The sequence below is a fragment of the Flavobacterium degerlachei genome (assembly GCF_900106645.1).
GTDB classification, from domain to species: domain Bacteria; phylum Bacteroidota; class Bacteroidia; order Flavobacteriales; family Flavobacteriaceae; genus Flavobacterium; species Flavobacterium degerlachei.
The window spans coordinates 32,896-50,919 of the sequence record NZ_FNMV01000015.1 but is presented as its reverse complement, the minus strand read 5'-3'; the positions used below and the strand labels follow the sequence as shown (position 1 = coordinate 50,919).

The 18,024-nt window shown below is 33.8% G+C and carries 19 protein-coding genes; 18 read left to right on the top strand and 1 reads right to left on the bottom strand.

Annotated features, from left to right (window positions below; translation table 11 throughout):
• Positions 1-48 precede the first annotated feature (48 nt).
• The 12 genes from gcvH (at position 49) to BLV91_RS14265 (ending at position 9,210) form a co-directional block, all read left to right on the top strand.
• Positions 49-429: a glycine cleavage system protein GcvH gene (gene gcvH / locus BLV91_RS14320; protein WP_091434549.1), complete on the top strand. Its 381-nt coding sequence runs from the start codon at positions 49-51 to the stop codon at positions 427-429.
• 13 nt (positions 430-442) lie between these two features.
• Positions 443-805: a VanZ family protein gene (locus tag BLV91_RS14315; RefSeq protein ID WP_245709714.1), complete on the top strand. Its 363-nt coding sequence runs from the start codon at positions 443-445 to the stop codon at positions 803-805.
• Positions 806-1,014: 209 nt separating this feature from the next.
• Positions 1,015-1,758, top strand: a complete 744-nt coding sequence (gene deoC / locus BLV91_RS14310) for a deoxyribose-phosphate aldolase (protein ID WP_091434478.1) — start codon at positions 1,015-1,017, stop codon at positions 1,756-1,758.
• Positions 1,759-1,778: 20 nt separating this feature from the next.
• Positions 1,779-3,902: a gliding motility protein RemB gene (locus tag BLV91_RS14305; RefSeq protein ID WP_091434476.1), complete on the top strand. Its 2,124-nt coding sequence runs from the start codon at positions 1,779-1,781 to the stop codon at positions 3,900-3,902.
• Between the two features lie 174 nt (positions 3,903-4,076).
• Positions 4,077-4,979: a heme o synthase gene (cyoE, locus tag BLV91_RS14300; RefSeq protein WP_175514020.1), complete on the top strand. Its 903-nt coding sequence runs from the start codon at positions 4,077-4,079 to the stop codon at positions 4,977-4,979.
• 2 nt (positions 4,980-4,981) lie between these two features.
• Positions 4,982-5,569 carry a cytochrome c oxidase subunit 3 gene (locus BLV91_RS14295; RefSeq protein WP_091434472.1) on the top strand — a complete coding sequence of 196 codons (588 nt, stop codon included), beginning with the start codon at positions 4,982-4,984 and terminating at the stop codon, positions 5,567-5,569.
• Positions 5,570-5,611: 42 nt separating this feature from the next.
• A complete protein-coding gene (locus BLV91_RS14290; RefSeq protein WP_091434471.1) occupies positions 5,612-6,640 on the top strand; it encodes a cytochrome c oxidase subunit 3 in 1,029 nt (342 codons plus the stop codon).
• Positions 6,641-6,658: 18 nt separating this feature from the next.
• The gene (locus tag BLV91_RS14285; protein WP_091434469.1) at positions 6,659-7,009 is read left to right on the top strand and encodes a cytochrome C oxidase subunit IV family protein; all 351 of its coding nucleotides are present in this window, start codon (positions 6,659-6,661) and stop codon (positions 7,007-7,009) included.
• 87 nt (positions 7,010-7,096) lie between these two features.
• Positions 7,097-7,738 carry a hypothetical protein gene (locus BLV91_RS14280; protein ID WP_091434467.1) on the top strand — a complete coding sequence of 214 codons (642 nt, stop codon included), beginning with the start codon at positions 7,097-7,099 and terminating at the stop codon, positions 7,736-7,738.
• Positions 7,739-7,749: 11 nt separating this feature from the next.
• Positions 7,750-8,436: an SCO family protein gene (locus BLV91_RS14275; RefSeq protein WP_091434465.1), complete on the top strand. Its 687-nt coding sequence runs from the start codon at positions 7,750-7,752 to the stop codon at positions 8,434-8,436.
• Positions 8,437-8,441: 5 nt separating this feature from the next.
• Positions 8,442-8,981 (top strand): DUF420 domain-containing protein, encoded by a 540-nt coding sequence (locus BLV91_RS14270; RefSeq protein WP_091434463.1) that lies wholly within the window; start codon positions 8,442-8,444, stop codon positions 8,979-8,981.
• Complete coding sequence (locus tag BLV91_RS14265; RefSeq protein WP_091434461.1) at positions 8,974-9,210, top strand: hypothetical protein; 237 nt, start codon at positions 8,974-8,976, stop codon at positions 9,208-9,210. Before BLV91_RS14270 ends, BLV91_RS14265 begins: the two co-directional genes overlap by 8 nt.
• A 12-nt stretch (positions 9,211-9,222) precedes the next feature.
• Here BLV91_RS14265 and BLV91_RS14260 read toward each other — a convergent pair whose 3' ends face one another.
• Complete coding sequence (locus BLV91_RS14260) at positions 9,223-10,626, bottom strand: DUF4403 family protein (RefSeq protein ID WP_091434459.1); 1,404 nt, start codon at positions 10,624-10,626, stop codon at positions 9,223-9,225.
• A 178-nt stretch (positions 10,627-10,804) separates the two neighbouring features.
• Between BLV91_RS14260 and BLV91_RS14255 the strand changes: the two genes are divergently transcribed.
• The 6 genes from BLV91_RS14255 (at position 10,805) to BLV91_RS14230 (ending at position 17,980) form a co-directional block, all read left to right on the top strand.
• Positions 10,805-11,506 (top strand): ABC transporter ATP-binding protein, encoded by a 702-nt coding sequence (locus BLV91_RS14255; protein WP_091434457.1) that lies wholly within the window; start codon positions 10,805-10,807, stop codon positions 11,504-11,506.
• Positions 11,499-12,743 carry an ABC transporter permease gene (locus BLV91_RS14250; RefSeq protein WP_091434455.1) on the top strand — a complete coding sequence of 415 codons (1,245 nt, stop codon included), beginning with the start codon at positions 11,499-11,501 and terminating at the stop codon, positions 12,741-12,743. The genes BLV91_RS14255 and BLV91_RS14250 overlap by 8 nt, the downstream gene beginning before the upstream one ends.
• 2 nt (positions 12,744-12,745) lie before the next feature.
• On the top strand, positions 12,746-14,011 hold the full coding sequence (locus BLV91_RS14245; RefSeq protein ID WP_091434453.1) for an ABC transporter permease: 1,266 nt from the start codon (positions 12,746-12,748) through the stop codon (positions 14,009-14,011).
• Between the two features lie 39 nt (positions 14,012-14,050).
• On the top strand, positions 14,051-15,163 hold the full coding sequence (locus tag BLV91_RS14240) for an efflux RND transporter periplasmic adaptor subunit (RefSeq protein WP_091434451.1): 1,113 nt from the start codon (positions 14,051-14,053) through the stop codon (positions 15,161-15,163).
• An 84-nt stretch (positions 15,164-15,247) separates the two neighbouring features.
• Positions 15,248-16,684, top strand: a complete 1,437-nt coding sequence (locus BLV91_RS14235) for a TolC family protein (protein WP_091434450.1) — start codon at positions 15,248-15,250, stop codon at positions 16,682-16,684.
• A 6-nt stretch (positions 16,685-16,690) separates the two neighbouring features.
• Entirely contained in the window at positions 16,691-17,980 is a 1,290-nt protein-coding gene (locus BLV91_RS14230; protein WP_091434448.1) for an efflux RND transporter periplasmic adaptor subunit, read from the top strand.
• The last annotated feature ends 44 nt before the right edge of the window (positions 17,981-18,024 follow it).

The window sequence follows — 18,024 nt, the reverse complement described above, 5'->3', positions numbered from 1 at the left end:
CATTTGCGGAACAATAATTCAATTATCAATTATCAATTAGTATTTATTATGAATATACCTACAAATTTAAAGTACACGAAAGATCACGAATGGATTAGCCTTGAAGGTGATGTTGCAACGGTAGGGATTACCCATTTTGCTCAAAAAGAATTAGGGGATATCGTTTATGTTGAAGTAGAAACTTTAGACCAAACTCTAGAAAAAGATGAGGTTTTTGGTACAGTTGAGGCAGTAAAAACAGTTTCTGATTTGTTTCTACCATTAGCGGGAGAAATTATAGAATTTAACGATGCTCTTGAAAGTACTCCAGAAGCGGTAAATTCAGATCCTTATGGTGCTGGTTGGATGATAAAAATTAAAGTTTCAGATGTTGCGGATTATGATTCGTTACTTACAAGTGAAGCCTACAAAGAATTGATTGGTGCTTAAAAAATTATTTTTTTTGGCAGCGGTAATATGGACGGCAATTGTTTTTACCCTTTGTCTAGTTCAATCGGAGAGTCTCCCTGTTGTAAACATTGAGAATCTTGATAAATTCATTCATGCGTTTTTTCACTTTGTATTTACCTCACTTTGGTTTTTGTTTTTAATAAGCCATACCACGGATAAAAAAATATTTATGCCATTAATGATTGCATTTATGCTTTCAGTTTTTTTTGGAATAGCAATTGAAGTTTTACAAGGCTTGTATACAACTACAAGAAAGGAAGATGCGCTTGACGTTGCAGCTAATATTTCAGGAGCAACTTTAGCAGTTTTATCGATCGTTATGTATTATAAAATACGACGGTTAGATAAAAAATAAAATAAATTAAAATCCCGCTTCGGCGGGATTTTTTGTTATGGGCAGGGAGTGTTTACTTTCATTTATTATTTAATAACTAATTTGGTCTTTTATTAACTTTGCTGATCAAAAATTTTGTTGGTTAAAGTGCAAGTCTCTATAAAACTAATGCCGATTAAATATGTATTTTTGTGAACCATCAGGAATCATAATCGGGAAATAAGAAAACAATGAACATTAAACAATATTTAGATTCGACCTATTTAAAAACGGCAAGTCAGGCTGGACTAAGTGAAAGCCATAATGTTCTTGTTGTTGAAAAATTCATACAGGAAGCAATTGATGAGAATTTTAAGCTTATTATGATTCGGCCAGATATGGTTTCTATAGCCAGAAAGATGATTACAGCTGCTGATTCGAATGTACAAATAGGTACTGTAATTGATTTTCCGGAAGGGAAGTCGGGAGTTGAAGCTAAGCTTAATGAAGCGATGGACGCAATTCAAGACGGAGCTGATGATTTAGATTTTGTTTGCAATTACGAAGCGTTCAAGGAAGGAAATGTTGATTTGGTAAAGGAAGAAATTCTGAAATGCACGCAATTAGGACTTGATAATAATAAAGTGGTGAAGTGGATTATTGAAGTTGCGGCTTTAGATGACAAGCAAATTATACAACTATCAGCTCTGATAAAGAATGTGGTGGTTTCTAATTTTAAAGAAGAATATTTTAATTCCGTTTTTGTAAAATCGTCAACAGGTTTTTTTAAAACTGAAAATGACCTTCCTAATGGAGCGACAGTTTCGTCTATAATATTAATGTTAGAAAACGCATCGCCACTCCCTATAAAAGCAGCTGGTGGCGTACGGACTTATGAGGAGGCTTTGGGGATGATTCGATTAGGCGTAAAAAGAATAGGGACATCCGGAGCAAAAGCAATTGCTAATGGCGAAAGCACACAATCAGGATACTAAATTTTCAATCAAAAAGTAACATGACAAAAGGTTTCTTAGTTTTATTAATATCATTTTTTTCTTTCTTCGCATATTCTCAAACTGGGAATAATAATTCATCTCAATTGAATTCAGCTCCCGAGCGATTTCCAGTTTTTCCTAAATGTGAAAATTTAGAATCTACGGAATTGGAAAACTGTTTTTATAATAAAGTTCAAGACTTTGTTTTTCAAAATTTTGTAATGCCAGAAAACCTGATTCAAAATAATTTTTCTGGAAATATAATAGTACTTTTTGAAGTGGATAGCAATGGAATTTTTAAAGTGATTTACGTAAATGCTGTCGACGAGGAGTTAATACAGGAGGCGAAAAGAGTTTTTGCTAAATTTCCAAAAATCATTCCGTCTACTTATAATGGAAAACCAACGTATTCAAAATTCAATATCACGATTGCAATACCATTAAAAAATGCAGAAACAATGGCTGCAGAAGCGTTAGTGCGTGCTGATGTTTTACAAAACACTACAAAGCAGCTGACGGAACTGGATAGCATTGTCTATAAAAAATTTAATAATCCTGAGTTTGAAAGTCATTTGAATATTCCTTTTTCACATAGTTATTATGCTCAGTTTGACGGAGCTTTAAATCAAGTAGGTAGTAATAATCATACCGCTTCAAAACCATATACCTATTTAGAGGTTGCAAAATATTATGATATTAAAGCAGCAAATGATAAACTTAAGAAAAATGTATCAGGCTGGTGGGCTCGAAAATTATGGAATGAGAATGCGGTCGAAATTCAAGGGGAGGGTTATTGGTTAACTTTAAACCCAATTTTGGATTTACAAGTTGGTAAAGCGTCTCATAGTGATGTGTCTTATACTTATGTCAATACACGTGCACTTAATTTTCGTGGAGGCTTAGGGGATAACCTTAACTTCACAACTACGGTTTTTGAAAGTCAGGGGCGTTTTGCAGATTATTTCAATCAATATGCTGAATCTATTGAGCCAGCAGGTGGTAACCCGGCAATTATTCCGGGGATAGGGATAGCTAAAAACTTTAAATCAGATTCGTATGATTTTCCTTTGGCGGAAGCCAATATAACTTTTGCGCCAAGCAAGCATATTGATGTGCAATTAGGGTATGGGAGAAATTTTATAGGTGATGGATATCGTTCTTTATTAGAAAGTGATGGAGCGAGTCCGTATCCGTATTTTAAAATTAACACCAATTTTTGGAAAATAAAATACACGAATACTTATATGTGGTTAAAGGATGTACGTCCAGATGTTACACTTGAAAGAACCTATGCCACAAAGTTTATGGCGAACCATTATTTAAGTTGGAATGTTTCAAACAGGTTGAATATTGGTTTGTTTGAATCTGTAATTTGGACAAATACTAACGATAGAGGATTTGACGCTAGTTTTATAAATCCAATTATTTTTTATAGATCTGTTGAGTTTGCTTCGTCAGCGAGAACTGGAAATGCATTGTTAGGTTTCTCTTATAAATATAAATGGAGCAATCAGGTGAATTTGTATGGGCAATTTCTTTTGGATGAGTTTTCTCTTGGAGATATCAAAAGTGGCGATAACAGTTGGAAAAATAAATATGGATATCAGTTGGGTGTAAAGTATTTCAATGCATTTCATGTTGATAATTTATTATTACAGTTAGAATACAATCATGTACGACCTTATGTGTATTCACATAGTGTGCCTATTACTAATTATGGTCACAATAATCAGAGTATAGGACATCAGTGGGGAGGAAACTTCAAGGAGTTTATTGCAATTGCTCGATATCATAAGGGAAGGTATTTTGCTGATGCAAAAATAACAGCAGGTACTCGCGGTCTAGATTTTGACACTACCGAAGATAGTTTTAACTATGGTGGGAATATATATAAGGATTATGATGAAAAGAGACCTTTTGATTCAGGTGTAAAAGTAGGGCAGGGTAATAAAACTGCTGTGTTTGTTGCTGATATTCAAGGAGGTTATTTGGTGAATCCTGCCACTAATCTAAAGTTTTTCGGAAGTTATATTTACAGGAGTTTTGACCCTACGGTGAATACCGCAACTACTTTTAACCAAAGTACTAATTGGTTTACTTTAGGATTGAGAGCTGATATTTTTAATTGGTATTTTGATTATTAATATATTGCTTTAAAATCCAATGGCCTATAATTATAAATTAGTTCTAATATTTGTAATCATAGGCTTTGTGTTTTTCTAATGAGATTAGTTAAAAAAAATCTAATTTCTACAATCTAATTTCTCTATGTAATGTGTACCTTTGCAGCAGTTTTATAAAATCTAATGAAAACCGCATTGAATACTACGTCAAATACATTTTCCCTTAAATCGATTTTTTTGGATTTTAAAGAAATCACGAAGGCGGGGCTGGCTATCAGTGTTTTATTTTCCTCTATTGCGGGATATTTTCTGGGTTTTGATGATGAACATCCTTTTCAATGGTCTGTTTTGATAATGCTTGCCATTGGTGGTTACTGTATGGTGGGAGCTTCTAATGCTTTTAATCAAGTGATTGAAAAAGATTTAGACGCTTTGATGAACAGAACTAAAAACCGACCTGTTCCGGCCGGTAGAATGTCACCAACAGTTGCCTTGCTAATTGCTAGCTTGTTGACAATAATAGGAATTGGTTTGCTTTATATGATTAACCCCAAAACAGCAATGTTTGGTGCTATTTCTATATTTTTATATACAAGTGTTTATACTCCATTAAAAACGATGACTTCGTTGTCTGTTTTTGTGGGTGCTTTTCCAGGGGCAATCCCGTTTATGTTAGGTTGGGTTGCTGCAACAGGCGATTTTGGAATTGAGGCAGGGACTTTGTTTTTGATTCAGTTTTTCTGGCAATTTCCTCACTTTTGGGCTATTGGCTGGTTTTTATATGAAGATTACGAAAGAGCAGGATTTTTCATGCTTCCTACGGGAAAGAAGGATAAGGGAACTGCGCTACAGGTTATTTTATATACCGTTTGGTTGATTATTGCTTCTTTATTGCCTTCTTTAGGATATACAGGAAAATTATTCATATCACCTATTGCTGCGGTACTGGTTTTTTTACTAGGACTTTGGATGTTGTTTTATGCGGTACAACTATACAAATTGAGAACTGCTAAAGCAGCAAGAACTTTGATGCTGGTGAGTGTTTCGTATATCACTTTGTTACAATTCGTTTATATAATTGATAAATTTTTGAGATAATTATGGAGATTACAATGACAAAAGGCGAACATAAAGCAAGGACGGCAAGATCATACAAATTGATACTGTTGTTTGCTATGGTCAGTATGATTATGATGTTTGCGGGGCTTACAAGTGCCTTCGTAGTGAGTAAATCTAGGGTAGACTGGTTAAAGGATTTTGAGTTACCTTCGGCTTTCTATTACAGTACTCTGGTGATTTTAGGATGTAGTGTTACTTTTCATTTAGCTAAAAAAGCTATTCAAAAAGACAATAAAAGTGCTACTACTACATTTCTTTTAGCTACTTTAGCCTTGGGAATATTATTTGTTGTTTTGCAGTTTGTAGGGTTTGGTCAAATTGTAGAAAATGGATACTATTTTACAGGAACTGAGAGTTCGATTACAACAACATTTCTTTATATTGTAACGGTTGTGCACTTGATTCACCTTGCGGGAGGGTTGATTTCACTGCTAATTATAATTTATAATCATTTTAAACAAAAATACAATTCGACTCAAACTCTTGGAATAGAACTAGGTGCAATGTACTGGCACTTTCTTGATTTCTTGTGGTTGTATTTATTTGTATTTTTATATTTCTTTAAATAAGAAAAAAACGTAAATTTGGGAACTTTTTAACGAATAACTTTTATGGAAGCGACAGTTACTACTGCAAATAGTGAAGAAAAAACTTGGGGAGGCGGCAATGAGCCAATGGGAGCAAGTTATGGTAAATTAATGATGTGGTTTTTTATCGTGTCAGATGCCTTAACGTTCTCTGGATTTTTAGCAGCCTACGGTTTTTCTAGATTTAAATTTATCGAAACGTGGCCATTGGCCGATGAAGTGTTTACTCACTTCCCATTTATGCACGGTGTGTCTGCACCAATGTACTATGTGGCGTTAATGACGTTTATTTTGATTTTTTCATCTGTAACAATGGTTTTAGCCGTTGATGCAGGTCATCAAATGAAAAAGAACAAAGTGGTTCTTTACATGTTTTTAACCATTATCGGTGGTATGATCTTCGTAGGGTCACAAGCTTGGGAGTGGAATAATTTCATAAAAGGAGAATACGGTGCAATCGAAACAAAAGGAGGTAGTTTACTTCAGTTTGTTGACAAAGATGGAAAGCGTGTTGCACTTGCTGATTTTGCAGCGACTTTGCCTTTGGAAAGAGAGCAATTGAATAGAAATAAAGGAACTTGGTTCATGAGTGAATCTTCTTTGCCATCTTATTCAGTAGCGGAAGTTCAGGCTGGTTTTAAAGCGCATCCTGATTTATTGATCAGAACAGAAGTTATTTATGAAGGAGATGAGGCAACGATGAAAGATGCTAAGATCAACCATGATTTAACTAAAATTAAGCACAAAACAATTCTAACTAGAGAGGAGTCTTTGCTAAGATTAGGACAAGCAACGTACGTTGTTGAAGGTGCGAATTTGACAAGAAATGAGTATGGTAGCAAATTATTTGCTGATTTCTTTTTCTTTATTACAGGTTTTCACGGTTTTCACGTTGTTTCAGGGGTGATTATAAATATCATCATCTTTTTTAATGTACTTCTTGGAACTTACGAAAAAAGAGGAAGTTATGAAATGGTAGAGAAAGTTGGTTTGTACTGGCACTTTGTCGATTTAGTTTGGGTATTTGTATTTACAGTATTCTATCTAGTTTAATTTTTAAAGATTATTATTATGTCACACGTACATGCATCAAATACAAGTAGAATTTGGAAGGTTTTTGGAATATTATCTGCTGTTACTATAGTAGAAGTAATTTTAGGTATTCTTAAGCCAGAATCATTACACTTAAATCATTTCTTGGGAATGAACTTGCTGAATTGGATATTTTATGCTCTAACTATATATAAAGCATACTACATTGTATATGCATTTATGCATATGGAAGGGGAAAAAAGTAGTCTGAGATATGCAGTTGTTTTACCTGTTGTATTTTTAATATTATATTTACTTTTCATTCTTTTGACTGAAGGGAATTATATTTATGGGGTTTTTAAAGATTCGACCATTAAATGGAATTTTTAACAATATATTAATTCAAAAAAAGGGTATCCGCTGCGGCAGATGCCCTTTTTTATTTTATTTTTGTACCTTAAATGACATCTACACATAATGAAAAAAAATATAGTTCTTTTTATCCTTTTTATATTGCCAATCGTTGCCTATCTTTTTTTTGCATCCGGTGTTAATGGTTTTACAAAATTACCTATTATTACCCCTAAAATTCCTGATTTTGGAAAATGGGAATCCTTGAATGGTGAAAAAGTAAGTTTAGATAATAAAATTACTATTTTGGGTTTTGCTGGTAGTGAGGTTTTAAAACACAGAGGGAACCTATTCAATCTTAACGAAAAAATATACCAACGTTACCATACTTTTCAAGACTTACAATTTGTCATGATCTGCCCATTAGGAACAGAAGATGATATTAGAAGTATTATGGATGCGCTTGATGAGTTTACTGATGTGTCGCAATGGCATTTCGTTTTTACTACTCCAGAAGAAATTAATGCGTATTATAGCCAACTGAAATTAGTTGGAAAATTAGATAAAGACGCAGGTACCTCAGATGTTTATATTGTAGACAAGGATAGAAGTCTTAGAGGTAGAAAAGAGAAGAAAGGATATAAAGAAGGATATGATACTTTTCATCCTGCTGATTTGAGTAATGAGATGTTAGATGATTTTAAGGTTATTCTTTATGAATACCGTGCTGCACTCAAGAAAAATCATAACGCTACAAAAAAACTTTAAAGTTATAATCCATGTTTAAAAATAAAGCTTACATCGGTATTTCATTTATAATTCTTGTTTTTGGAATTTATGCAGTGCCTAAAATTATATCTAAAATTCAAAATAACGAAATCGTAAAAGGAGATCGTTTGGATATGGTGACTGGTTCGAATAATGAAATTGAAAAATTAACGAAAATTGGGCCTGCGCCTAAATTTGAATTAATTAATCAAGACAATGTAAAAATCACCAATGAAACTTATAAAGGTAAAGTGTATGTATTAGAGTTTTTCTTTACTACATGCCCTTCCATTTGTCCAAAAATGAATCAAAGCATGCTTTTGATAGAAAAAACTTTTTTTGGAAATCCAAACTTCGGGATAGTGTCTATTACCATAGACCCATCGCACGATACGCCGGCAGTTTTGAAATCCCATGCAGAATTATTAGGAGTTAAATCTTCAAACTGGAATTTCTTAACAGGCGAGAGAGAGTATATATTTAATTTGGCGAACAAAGGTTTTAATCTTTACGCTGGTGAAAATGCTAATGTAGATGGGGGTTTTGAACATTCAGGTTTATTTGCTCTTGTAGACAAGAATGGTAATATTCGTTGTAGAAAGGATGACTTTGGGAATCCTATTCTTTACTACGATGGCTTAGACAAAAAAGGAGTAAGGGATATTCAGCAAGATATAAATGTATTGTTAAAGGAATAGTTATTATGAAAGATCAGAATTTAGAAAAAAAATATAGTAAATGGATTGTACTTTTATCAGTTACAATTCCCGTTGTCGTTGTGTTGCTTTTTAGTATTAATTTAAAAAAGTTAGGTTTCGCAGTGGAGCCACTTAATTTTCTTCCTCCTATTTATGCATCAATTAATGGTCTTACTGCAATACTTTTAATTGCTGCGGTGTTAGCAATAAAAAACGGTAATAAGAAATTACATGAGAACTTGATGAAAATGGCTATAGGTTGTTCTATTGCTTTTTTAGGGATGTATGTAGCGTACCACATGACTTCTGATTCAACAAAATTTGGAGGAGAGGGTATTATAAAATATGTTTATTATTTTATTTTGGTTACGCACATTATTTTATCTGTTATAATTATTCCGTTGGTTTTAATAACCTATGTTCGTGCATTGGCACAAGTATTTGATAAGCATAAAAAAATTGCCAAAATCACCTTCCCTATTTGGCTATATGTTGCCATTACGGGTGTTGTGGTGTATTTAATGATATCTCCTTATTATGTTTAAAAAAAGTAAATTACAAGCTTCTTTATTCGCTTTATGTCTATTTGTTTTTTCCGCTTCCGCAAATGCGCAATGTGCGATGTGTCGTGCTGCATTAGGTGGTGAAGGCAATAAAGTTCAGGCACAAGCAGTAAATGATGGGATTGTATATTTGATGTTGATTCCTTATATTTTAGTAGCCGGTATCGGTTATGCCGTTTATAGATTATATAAAAAGAAGAAATCTGAATAATATTTTAGCGGGTTACTTTAAACCGTCAATTGAAATATTGATTTCGCCGTTTACTGCAATAAATGCAATAATGGCATTGTTTGTTAATTGGATTTTTTTGAATTCAATGTCTTCCATTTTTCCATTAACAAAAACACCAGGTATTGGGTTGTAATTTGCTAAATAGCTCATCATAGTTTGCTTGCCTTCGTTTAAATTCGGTTGGATTGAATAGCGACAATTTTCCTGAATCTTCCTTAAGACCATTCCTTGTGCAAGCCAGTTAGCAGTTCGCATAAGTTTGTTTTTTGTGTCCAATATGTATTCTAATTTATCAAAGTAGATTTCCTTTTTTTCGTCGTTGTACTTTGGGAAACCAGATAAGTAGATTGTTCCGTTTACAGATCCTAATAGGTCTAGTGCAATCACCATTTTTCCATCTTTATGCCAAATGGAGACATTCTTTACTTTGACTTTCTTCCCTCCTGATCCAAACTCTTGTCCGATGAAATTCTTGGTCATTATTTTAGAAGCTTCATGGTAAGTTGAAACAGCGACAATGTTTGCTTTTACTTGATTTGGTATTTTAGTGACAGGTTTCAATATGATTTTATTGGCGTCAAATTTTGATTCGGGTTTTCGTCCAATCAAGGTTTCCATCGTGCATTTCATCCCCATTTGTAATTGAAAAGAATCCTCTTTTAGTTTAGCGGCAGTAGAGTATATTTCGACGGCTGTGATTCTAAGCCAGCTTTCATAATCATCATTCATTTTAAAAGGAATGGAAATTTGTTCTATTGCATTGATAACATTTGGTTTAAAGTCCATAGATTTTACAATAACTTCATCGATTTTTCTTTCTATTTTTGATTTGAATAGTTTTATTCCGGGGTTGATAAGGTAGGTTACGGGAACATTTTTTCCAAAAACAGACATCGTAGGTGTCTCATTCCAATCTAATGACTTTAATACAGTCTTTGTTTTTAGTTGCCAATTATTCAAAGCAACATCACTAGTCAGGGTAACTACTCCATTTAAATTAAATTCTCGGGTATTATATAACTCAACCCCCATCGTTTTTGTGCCAATTCTATACTTTACAATTGCCTTCAAAGGGAGAATGGTTTCAATTTTATCTCCAGATGTTCCATTGTTATTTCGTATTGTGATAGGGGCTAATTTCCAAATTTTAATCTCGATGTCGTCATCTTCTATGTCGCTATCATCATATATCAGTCCAGACAATATCGAATTAGTTTTGTTTTCGATGTCTTTTAGTTTTATGCTGATAGGTAGGTTTATAAAGGAAGGGCTGTTCTCGTATACCAAAGGAGTTGCATCGTCCGGTTCTGGTTTTAGGGTGTTAATTTTTTGCGAAGTGGAACAGCTCAATAATAAAGAGCAAAGAAAACAAAGGGTCACAATGTATTTGAGCATTTTTGATGTTTTTTTGAAGACGTAAAATTAGTAAAAGAAATATATTTTCTTTTAAAACTGTAACAATTAACTTGTAATTAAGTCTTATGAATTAAGATGTTATGCTGCGCTTCTGCTTTAGGGTAGATAGTTATTCTGCTTTTTAGTAGGAACTATTATTTTAAAATATAAAAAAAACATGATAGAAATTAAAGACTTACATAAATCCTATACAATGGGAAGCTCTGAATTGCATGTCTTAAAAGGTATTAATTTTAATATCAAAGAAGGGGAACTTGTTGCGATTATGGGTTCGTCTGGTTCAGGGAAATCCACACTATTGAATATTCTTGGGATTCTTGACGAAGCTGATTCTGGTGATTATATTTTGGATAATGTTCCAATTAAAAAATTAAATGAAACCATTGCATCTAGGTACCGCAACCAATTTTTAGGTTTTGTATTCCAATCTTTCAATTTAATAAATTATAAAAGTGCTTTAGATAACGTGGCTATGCCTTTGTATTATCAAGGTGTAAAAAGAAAAGAACGTTATGAAATTGCGATGAGTTATCTCGAAAAAGTGGGCCTTGCAACGCATTCTCATCATTTGCCTTCAGAACTTTCTGGTGGACAAAAACAACGTGTGGCAATTGCGAGAGCATTGGCATCAAATCCAAAAGTATTATTGGCAGATGAACCAACGGGAGCTTTAGATACAAAAACCTCCTATGAGGTAATGGAATTAATTCAAGGTATTAATGATGAAGGAAAAACAATATTAATTGTTACGCATGAGCCGGATATTGCCGCAATGTGCAAAAGGAATGTTGTTTTAAAGGACGGATTGATCATTGACGATAAAATGGTAGAACAAGTAAGAGCGGCAGCCTATGTTTAATGTGGAGCGCTGGCAGGAAATATTTGAGGCTATAGCCAAGAATAAGCTGAGAACCTTTCTCACTGGGATTTCTGTGGCTTCTGGTATTTTTATTTTAGTTATACTTCTGGGTGTAGGGAAAGGGCTTGAGAATGGCATATCCAAACAATTTGAAAATGATGCCGAAGGAGTTATTTGGATTTGGGCAGGAACCACTACAAAGGAATACAAAGGATTAAATCCAGGAAGACAGATTCAGTTGCGCAATAGTGACCATGAGCTTGCAATTCAGAAATTTGATAAAGAAATAGATAAAGAAAGTGCGAATTATGCGCTTTGGAATGCAAATATAGTTTATGGTAAGGAAACCGGAAACTATGATAATCAAGGGGTAACACCGGAACATCAAGCAATTGAAAGGTTGACCATTATAAAAGGAAGATTTGTAAATGTCAATGATATTATTAATAGTACCAAAGTGGCAGTTATTGGCGAAAAGTTGCGATTGGACTTGTTTAAAGATAAAGATGCAATTGGAAAAGAAATTTCAATAAGTAATATAAAATTTAAAGTGGTTGGGGTTTTTATGGACCCAGGCGGTGAACGTGAAGAATCTAGAGCATATCTACCTTTGAGTACTGTGCAAAAGGTTTTTGTGGGCGGAGACAAGATTAGTAATTTGGCTTTTACGCTTAATAAAAAAGATACTTATCAAGAAGCTTTAGCTGAGTCGGTTAAATTCACAACTGAAGTGAGTCAAATGCTAAAAGGGAAAAACACGATTGCGCCTGATGATTTGAGCGGTATCGGGATTAATAGCACGATTGAAAACGTCAAGCAATTTTATGATTTAAATCTCTATATCCGATTGTTTTTTTGGTGGGTTGGAATTTGTACCATAATTGCTGGAGTTGTTGGGGTAAGTAATATTATGATGATAATTGTAAAGGAAAGAACGAAAGAAATTGGAATCAGAAAAGCACTTGGAGCTTCTCCTTTCTCTATTGTTGTTATGATTTTGCATGAATCCATTTTTATAACTACTATTTCAGGATTTATAGGACTTTTATCAAGTTTGATATTACTTGAATTAGTGGGGCCAATGGTCAAAAGTGATTATTTTTTAAATCCAGAAGTGAATTTTGGTGTGGCATTAACCACCCTGATTTTGCTTGTGTTTGCAGGAGCTTTGGCAGGTTTTTTTCCAGCTTATAGAGCAGCAAGTATTAAACCAATTGTAGCACTTAGAGACGAATAATTATGTTTGATAGAGATAGATGGATTGAAATATTAGAGGCTCTTACGGCAAATACCTTCCGAACGGTTTTAACCGCTTTTGGAGTGTTTTGGGGAATTTTTATTTTAGTGATTTTATTGGCTGCTGGTAAAGGTTTAGAAAATGGAGTTAAAAAAGGTTTTGACGGAATTGCGACAAACACCATGTTTATGTGGAGTCAAACAACATCGAAACCGTACAAAGGGCTTCCTAAAACAAGACAATATAATTTTAAGAACAATGATGTAATTGCTCTAAAGGAAAATTTCCCTGATCTTCTTTATGTTTCTCCACGAAATCAGTTGGGAGGCCATAATGGAGCTAGTAATGCAATTAGAGGAACAAAAACAGGCTCTTATACTATTTTTGGCGATTATCCTGAGTTGGTTAAGCAAGAGCAAATGGAGATTGTGAACGGTCGATTTGTAAATCAACAGGACATTCTTTTAAAACGCAAGGTTGCAATTATTGGACGAGGTGTAATTAGCGAATTGTATGATAGAACCGAAGATGTTATTGGAACTTATATAAAAGTAAATGGCGTAAATTTTATGGTGGTGGGTGTTTATAATTCAAAATCCAGAAACAATGGAGATGCTGAATCTGCTCAAAAAAATATATTTATACCGTTTTCTACTTTTCAGCAAGCTTTCAATTATGGAGACACAGTTGGCTGGATGGCATTAACAGCAAATGATAATGCATCCATTACAGAACTAAAACCGCAGATTTTAGAGTTTATAAAATCCAGACATTCGATTCATCCAGAAGATGATAGGGCTATTGGAAATTTTGATTTATACCAAGAGTTCAGTAAGGTTCAAGGTTTGTTTATGATTTTAAAATTTATAGCTTATTTCGTCGGGACATTGGTATTGCTTTCCGGAGTTATTGGAATTTCTAATATTATGTTGATTGTAGTAAAAGAAAGAACCAAAGAAATTGGTATTCGTAGAGCATTAGGAGCAACCCCTGCTGCAATACGTTCTCAAATATTATTAGAGGCTATTTTTTTAACAATTATTGCTGGGATGTTTGGTATTGCAATGGCGACGGGAGTTGTTGCGGTAATCAATATGGTGTTAGATTCAATGCCAAGCGAAGGAATGATGTTTGCCGACCCAAGCGTTGATCTAACAGTAGTTTTTATCGCCTTGTTTATATTAGTAGGTTCTGGTTTGCTGGCGGGTTATATTCCGGCACAAACGGCAATAAATATCAAGCCGGTAGACGCGTTACGAACAGAATAAATTATCAATCAAAAAATAAACGATTAAATCAAAATCAAAATGAAAAAAGGAGGAACTATAACTATTTTAATTTTTATCACCCTAGTCTTTTTTGGAGCCTTGTATTATTTGTACGCAAAAAATCAGGAACCTCCGGTAGTCTTTAAAACGGATAAAGCTGAAATTAAATCCATTGTGAAGAATACAATTGCTACAGGTAATATTGTTCCAGACGAAGAGGTGTTGATAAAGCCTAATATTTCTGGAATTATTGAGGCGGTATATATCAAAGCGGGACAAACTGTTAAGGCAGGTGATTTGATAGCTAAAATTAAAGTGGTAGCTAATGTGTCAAATTTAAGTAATACACAAAATCAATTGCAGTCCTCTAAAATTGAATTAGATAATCAAGAAAAACTGCATCAAAGACAGAAAACTTTGTTTGATAAAGGAGTTATTTCTGCTAATGATTATGATGCAGCTCAATTAGCCTATAATAGTGCAAAGCAAAATTATAGTGCTGCAAGAAGGAGCTTGGATATTGTTAAAACAGGAACTACTTCGGGACTTGGTGGTTATGCTAATACTTTGATTCGTTCTACTGTAAACGGAATGGTGCTTGATGTTCCTGTAAAAGTGGGGAATCAGGTTATTGAAAGTAATAACTTTAATGAAGGGACAACTATTGCTAGTGTTGCTGATGTTGGGAGAATGATTTTTGTAGGTAAAATTGATGAGTCAGAAGTTGGGAAAATCAAAGAAAAGTTGCCTATTGAAATAACAGTTGGTGCAATTGAGAATAAAAAATTTGATGCTGTATTACAGTATATTGCGCCAAAAGGAGTGACAGAAAATGGAGCAATCCAATTTGAGATTAAAGCTTCTTTAGAGAATAGAGATGATACTTTTATCAGAGCAGGGTTAAGTGCTAATGCTTCTATTATTCTCGAAAAAGCAAATAAAGTTTTGGCTTTGAAAGAAGCACTAATTCAATTTGATAAAAAAACGCAATTGCCTTATGTTGAAGTAGAAACTGGCTCACAGAAGTTTGTTAGAAAAGACCTCGTTTTAGGAGTTAGTGATGGGATTTATGTTCAAATAAAAAGCGGAATTACAGCTTCAGATAAAATAAAAATTTGGAATCAAGGATTGAAAAGCCCTGATTCTAAATAATAAAAAAACCGCTTAAAAGAATTTCAGTTAGTAGATAATTGTTAAATTTGTGTAGTACCTTTGTTACACTTCCATTCAAAATATATGAAAAAAAATAGTTGGATACCCTTAGTTTTACTTTTTGCTTTTAGTTTGTCCTCACACGCCCAAACTAAAAAATGGACCTTAGAGGAATGTGTTAAATATGCATTAGATAATAATATTACAATCAAACAAACAGAGCTTGATACGCAATCGGCATTGATTGATAAAAAAGGGGCTATTGGGAATTTTTTACCATCCTTAAATGCGAATGCTAGCCATTCCTGGAATATTGGTTTAAACCAAGATATTACCACTGGGCTTTTACAAAATAAAACAACACAATTTACCTCTGCAGGTGCAAGCATAGGAGTTGATATCTATAAAGGCTTGCAAAACCAAAACACGCTTAGAAAGGCTAAACTCTCTATAATTGCAGCACAGTATCAGTTAACAAAAATGCAAGAAGACATTGCGCTTAATGTGGCCAATGCTTTTTTACAGGTTCTTTTCAATAAAGAAAATCTGAAAGTGCAAAATGAACAAATGGGAATTAATAAAAAGCAGCTGACTCGTTCACAAGAATTAGTTGATGCTGGAACAATTCCTAGGGGCGATTTATTAGATATTAAAGCGACCTTGGCGTCAGATAATCAAAATGTCATAACTGCCGAAAATACCTTGTTGATTTCTAAATTAAGTTTGTCTCAATTGCTGCAATTAGAGGATTTTGAGAATTTTGATGTTGAGGATGGAACTGAAATACAAGACGAAAACAATATATTGGCACAAACTCCTTTGTCTATTTATGATAAAGCCAAAGAAAATAGAACAGAACTGAAAATTGCGCAAACCAATTTAGAAATTGCTGAAAAAAATGTAGCCATTGCAAAAGGAAGTTTTATGCCAACCTTACAGGGTTTTTATAACTTCAGTTCGCGTGTTGCGTATGCTGACAGAGTAGTAGGTGTAGAGCCAAATACGGCTAACCCAACTTCAATTGTCGGTTTTGTTGAAGGTACAAACCAAAATGTACTGCAGCCCAATTTTTCTCCAATTACTGGTAAAGCAGATCCTTTTTTCGATCAATTTAGTAATAATAAAGGACAGTCTTTTGGAGCGCAATTAAGTATCCCAATTTTCAATGGGTTTTCAGCGAAAAACAATGTAGAGCGTTCTAAGGTAAATTTAGAGAAATCTAAAATTGCATTAGAGCAACAAAGTTTAGATTTACAAAGAAATGTCTATACAGCATTTGCAGATGCTAAGGGAGCTTTGAAATCTCATGAATCAGCGCTTGTAGCTTTAGAGTCTAGACAGGCATCATATTCTTATTCCAAAGATAAATTTGATGTTGGTTTAATGAATTCTTTCGATTTAAATCAATCTCAAACCTTGCTTTCAAATGCACAATCTGAAGTGCTTAGATCTAAGTACGATTATATATTCAAGATTAAAATATTAGAATTCTATTTTGGAATCCCTATCATTAAAAATTAATTAAACATGTCAAAAAAAACAATTTATATCTTAATAGGTAGTGCTGTTGCATTAATCGCATTGTTAATAGTGCTTTCAAAAACGGGAGTTATTGGAAATAAAGATGAGGGAAAAGAGGTGGAAATAGCGACGGTTGACGCTTCTACGATCGTAGAAACCGTTTCGGCTACTGGGAAAATCCAACCCGAAATTGAAGTTAAAATTTCATCAATGGTTTCTGGTGAAATTATTTCATTGCCTGTAAAAGAAGGTCAAGTAGTAAAGAAAGGGGATTTGTTAGTAAAAATAAATCCTGATTTATATACCTCAAGTTTAAATAGAACTGTTGCTGGTTTATCAGGATCAAAAGCAGGATTAACACAGGCTGATGCTCAGTTTAAGGAGGCTAAGTCTAGTTATGATAGAAATAAAACTTTATTCCAAAAAGGAATCATTTCTAAAGCGGATTGGGATAAGTCAATTGCTTCTTTTGAAGTGGCGAAAGCGACTAAGCAAAGTGCATATTTTAATGTGCAAAGCGCTTCGGCATCAGTAAGTGAAGCTAGAGATAACTTAGGAAGAACAATTATTTATGCTCCTGCTGATGGTACAATTTCTGTACTTAATGTTGAGTTAGGTGAACGTGTACTTGGGACACAACAAATGACTGGAACTGAGATTTTGAGAGTGGCCAACTTAAGTAACATGGAAGTTGAAGTGGATGTAAATGAGAATGACATCGTTAAAATAAAAGAAGGGGATTTTGCTAAAGTTGAAGTTGACGCTTATTTGAAAAAACAATTCAAAGGAGTTGTTACCAGTATTTCAAATTCAGCAAGTAGTACACTGACTTCAGATCAGGTAACTAATTTTAAAGTAAAAATCAGAATCTTAAAAGAATCATATGAGGATCTATTGGTAGGTAAACCAGCTGCTTACTCACCATTTAGACCGGGAATGACTGCAACGGTTGATATCATAACCAAAACAAAGAAAAATGTTTTGACAGTGCCAATAAGTTCGGTAGTTGTAAAAGCGGATACTACAGCAGTCAAAGAAATTAAAATGCCTGAGAATGCTGACGAAAAAAATGCAGCTCCTAAAAGCGACAAAAAATACGAATGTGTTTTTGTAAAAGTAGGGAATAAGGCTAAAATAAGAGTTATTAAGACTGGAATCCAAGATGATGCTAATATCGAGGTGATAAGCGGTCTGAAAAAAGGAGATGTTGTAATTACAGGTCCTTATAATACTGTCGCTAAAGAACTTAACTCAGGAGACCTAGTCTCTGAGAAAACAGATAAACAAAAAAAATAAAGTTGAAAGCTTATTTGGATTATAATCCAGATAAGCTTTCAAAT

Coding starts and splice junctions, on each gene's coding strand:
- BLV91_RS14290 (WP_091434471.1), top strand. CDS start 5,612: ATGGAAGCGACAGTTACTACTGCAAATAGTGAAGAAAAAACTTGGGGA.
- BLV91_RS14240 (WP_091434451.1), top strand. CDS start 14,051: ATGAAAAAAGGAGGAACTATAACTATTTTAATTTTTATCACCCTAGTC.
- BLV91_RS14265 (WP_091434461.1), top strand. CDS start 8,974: ATGTTTAAAAAAAGTAAATTACAAGCTTCTTTATTCGCTTTATGTCTA.
- BLV91_RS14255 (WP_091434457.1), top strand. CDS start 10,805: ATGATAGAAATTAAAGACTTACATAAATCCTATACAATGGGAAGCTCT.
- BLV91_RS14295 (WP_091434472.1), top strand. CDS start 4,982: ATGGAGATTACAATGACAAAAGGCGAACATAAAGCAAGGACGGCAAGA.
- BLV91_RS14280 (WP_091434467.1), top strand. CDS start 7,097: ATGAAAAAAAATATAGTTCTTTTTATCCTTTTTATATTGCCAATCGTT.
- BLV91_RS14235 (WP_091434450.1), top strand. CDS start 15,248: ATGAAAAAAAATAGTTGGATACCCTTAGTTTTACTTTTTGCTTTTAGT.
- BLV91_RS14285 (WP_091434469.1), top strand. CDS start 6,659: ATGTCACACGTACATGCATCAAATACAAGTAGAATTTGGAAGGTTTTT.
- BLV91_RS14305 (WP_091434476.1), top strand. CDS start 1,779: ATGACAAAAGGTTTCTTAGTTTTATTAATATCATTTTTTTCTTTCTTC.
- BLV91_RS14230 (WP_091434448.1), top strand. CDS start 16,691: ATGTCAAAAAAAACAATTTATATCTTAATAGGTAGTGCTGTTGCATTA.
- BLV91_RS14275 (WP_091434465.1), top strand. CDS start 7,750: ATGTTTAAAAATAAAGCTTACATCGGTATTTCATTTATAATTCTTGTT.
- BLV91_RS14270 (WP_091434463.1), top strand. CDS start 8,442: ATGAAAGATCAGAATTTAGAAAAAAAATATAGTAAATGGATTGTACTT.
- deoC (WP_091434478.1), top strand. CDS start 1,015: ATGAACATTAAACAATATTTAGATTCGACCTATTTAAAAACGGCAAGT.
- gcvH (WP_091434549.1), top strand. CDS start 49: ATGAATATACCTACAAATTTAAAGTACACGAAAGATCACGAATGGATT.
- BLV91_RS14250 (WP_091434455.1), top strand. CDS start 11,499: ATGTTTAATGTGGAGCGCTGGCAGGAAATATTTGAGGCTATAGCCAAG.
- BLV91_RS14260 (WP_091434459.1), bottom strand. CDS start 10,626: ATGCTCAAATACATTGTGACCCTTTGTTTTCTTTGCTCTTTATTATTG.
- BLV91_RS14245 (WP_091434453.1), top strand. CDS start 12,746: ATGTTTGATAGAGATAGATGGATTGAAATATTAGAGGCTCTTACGGCA.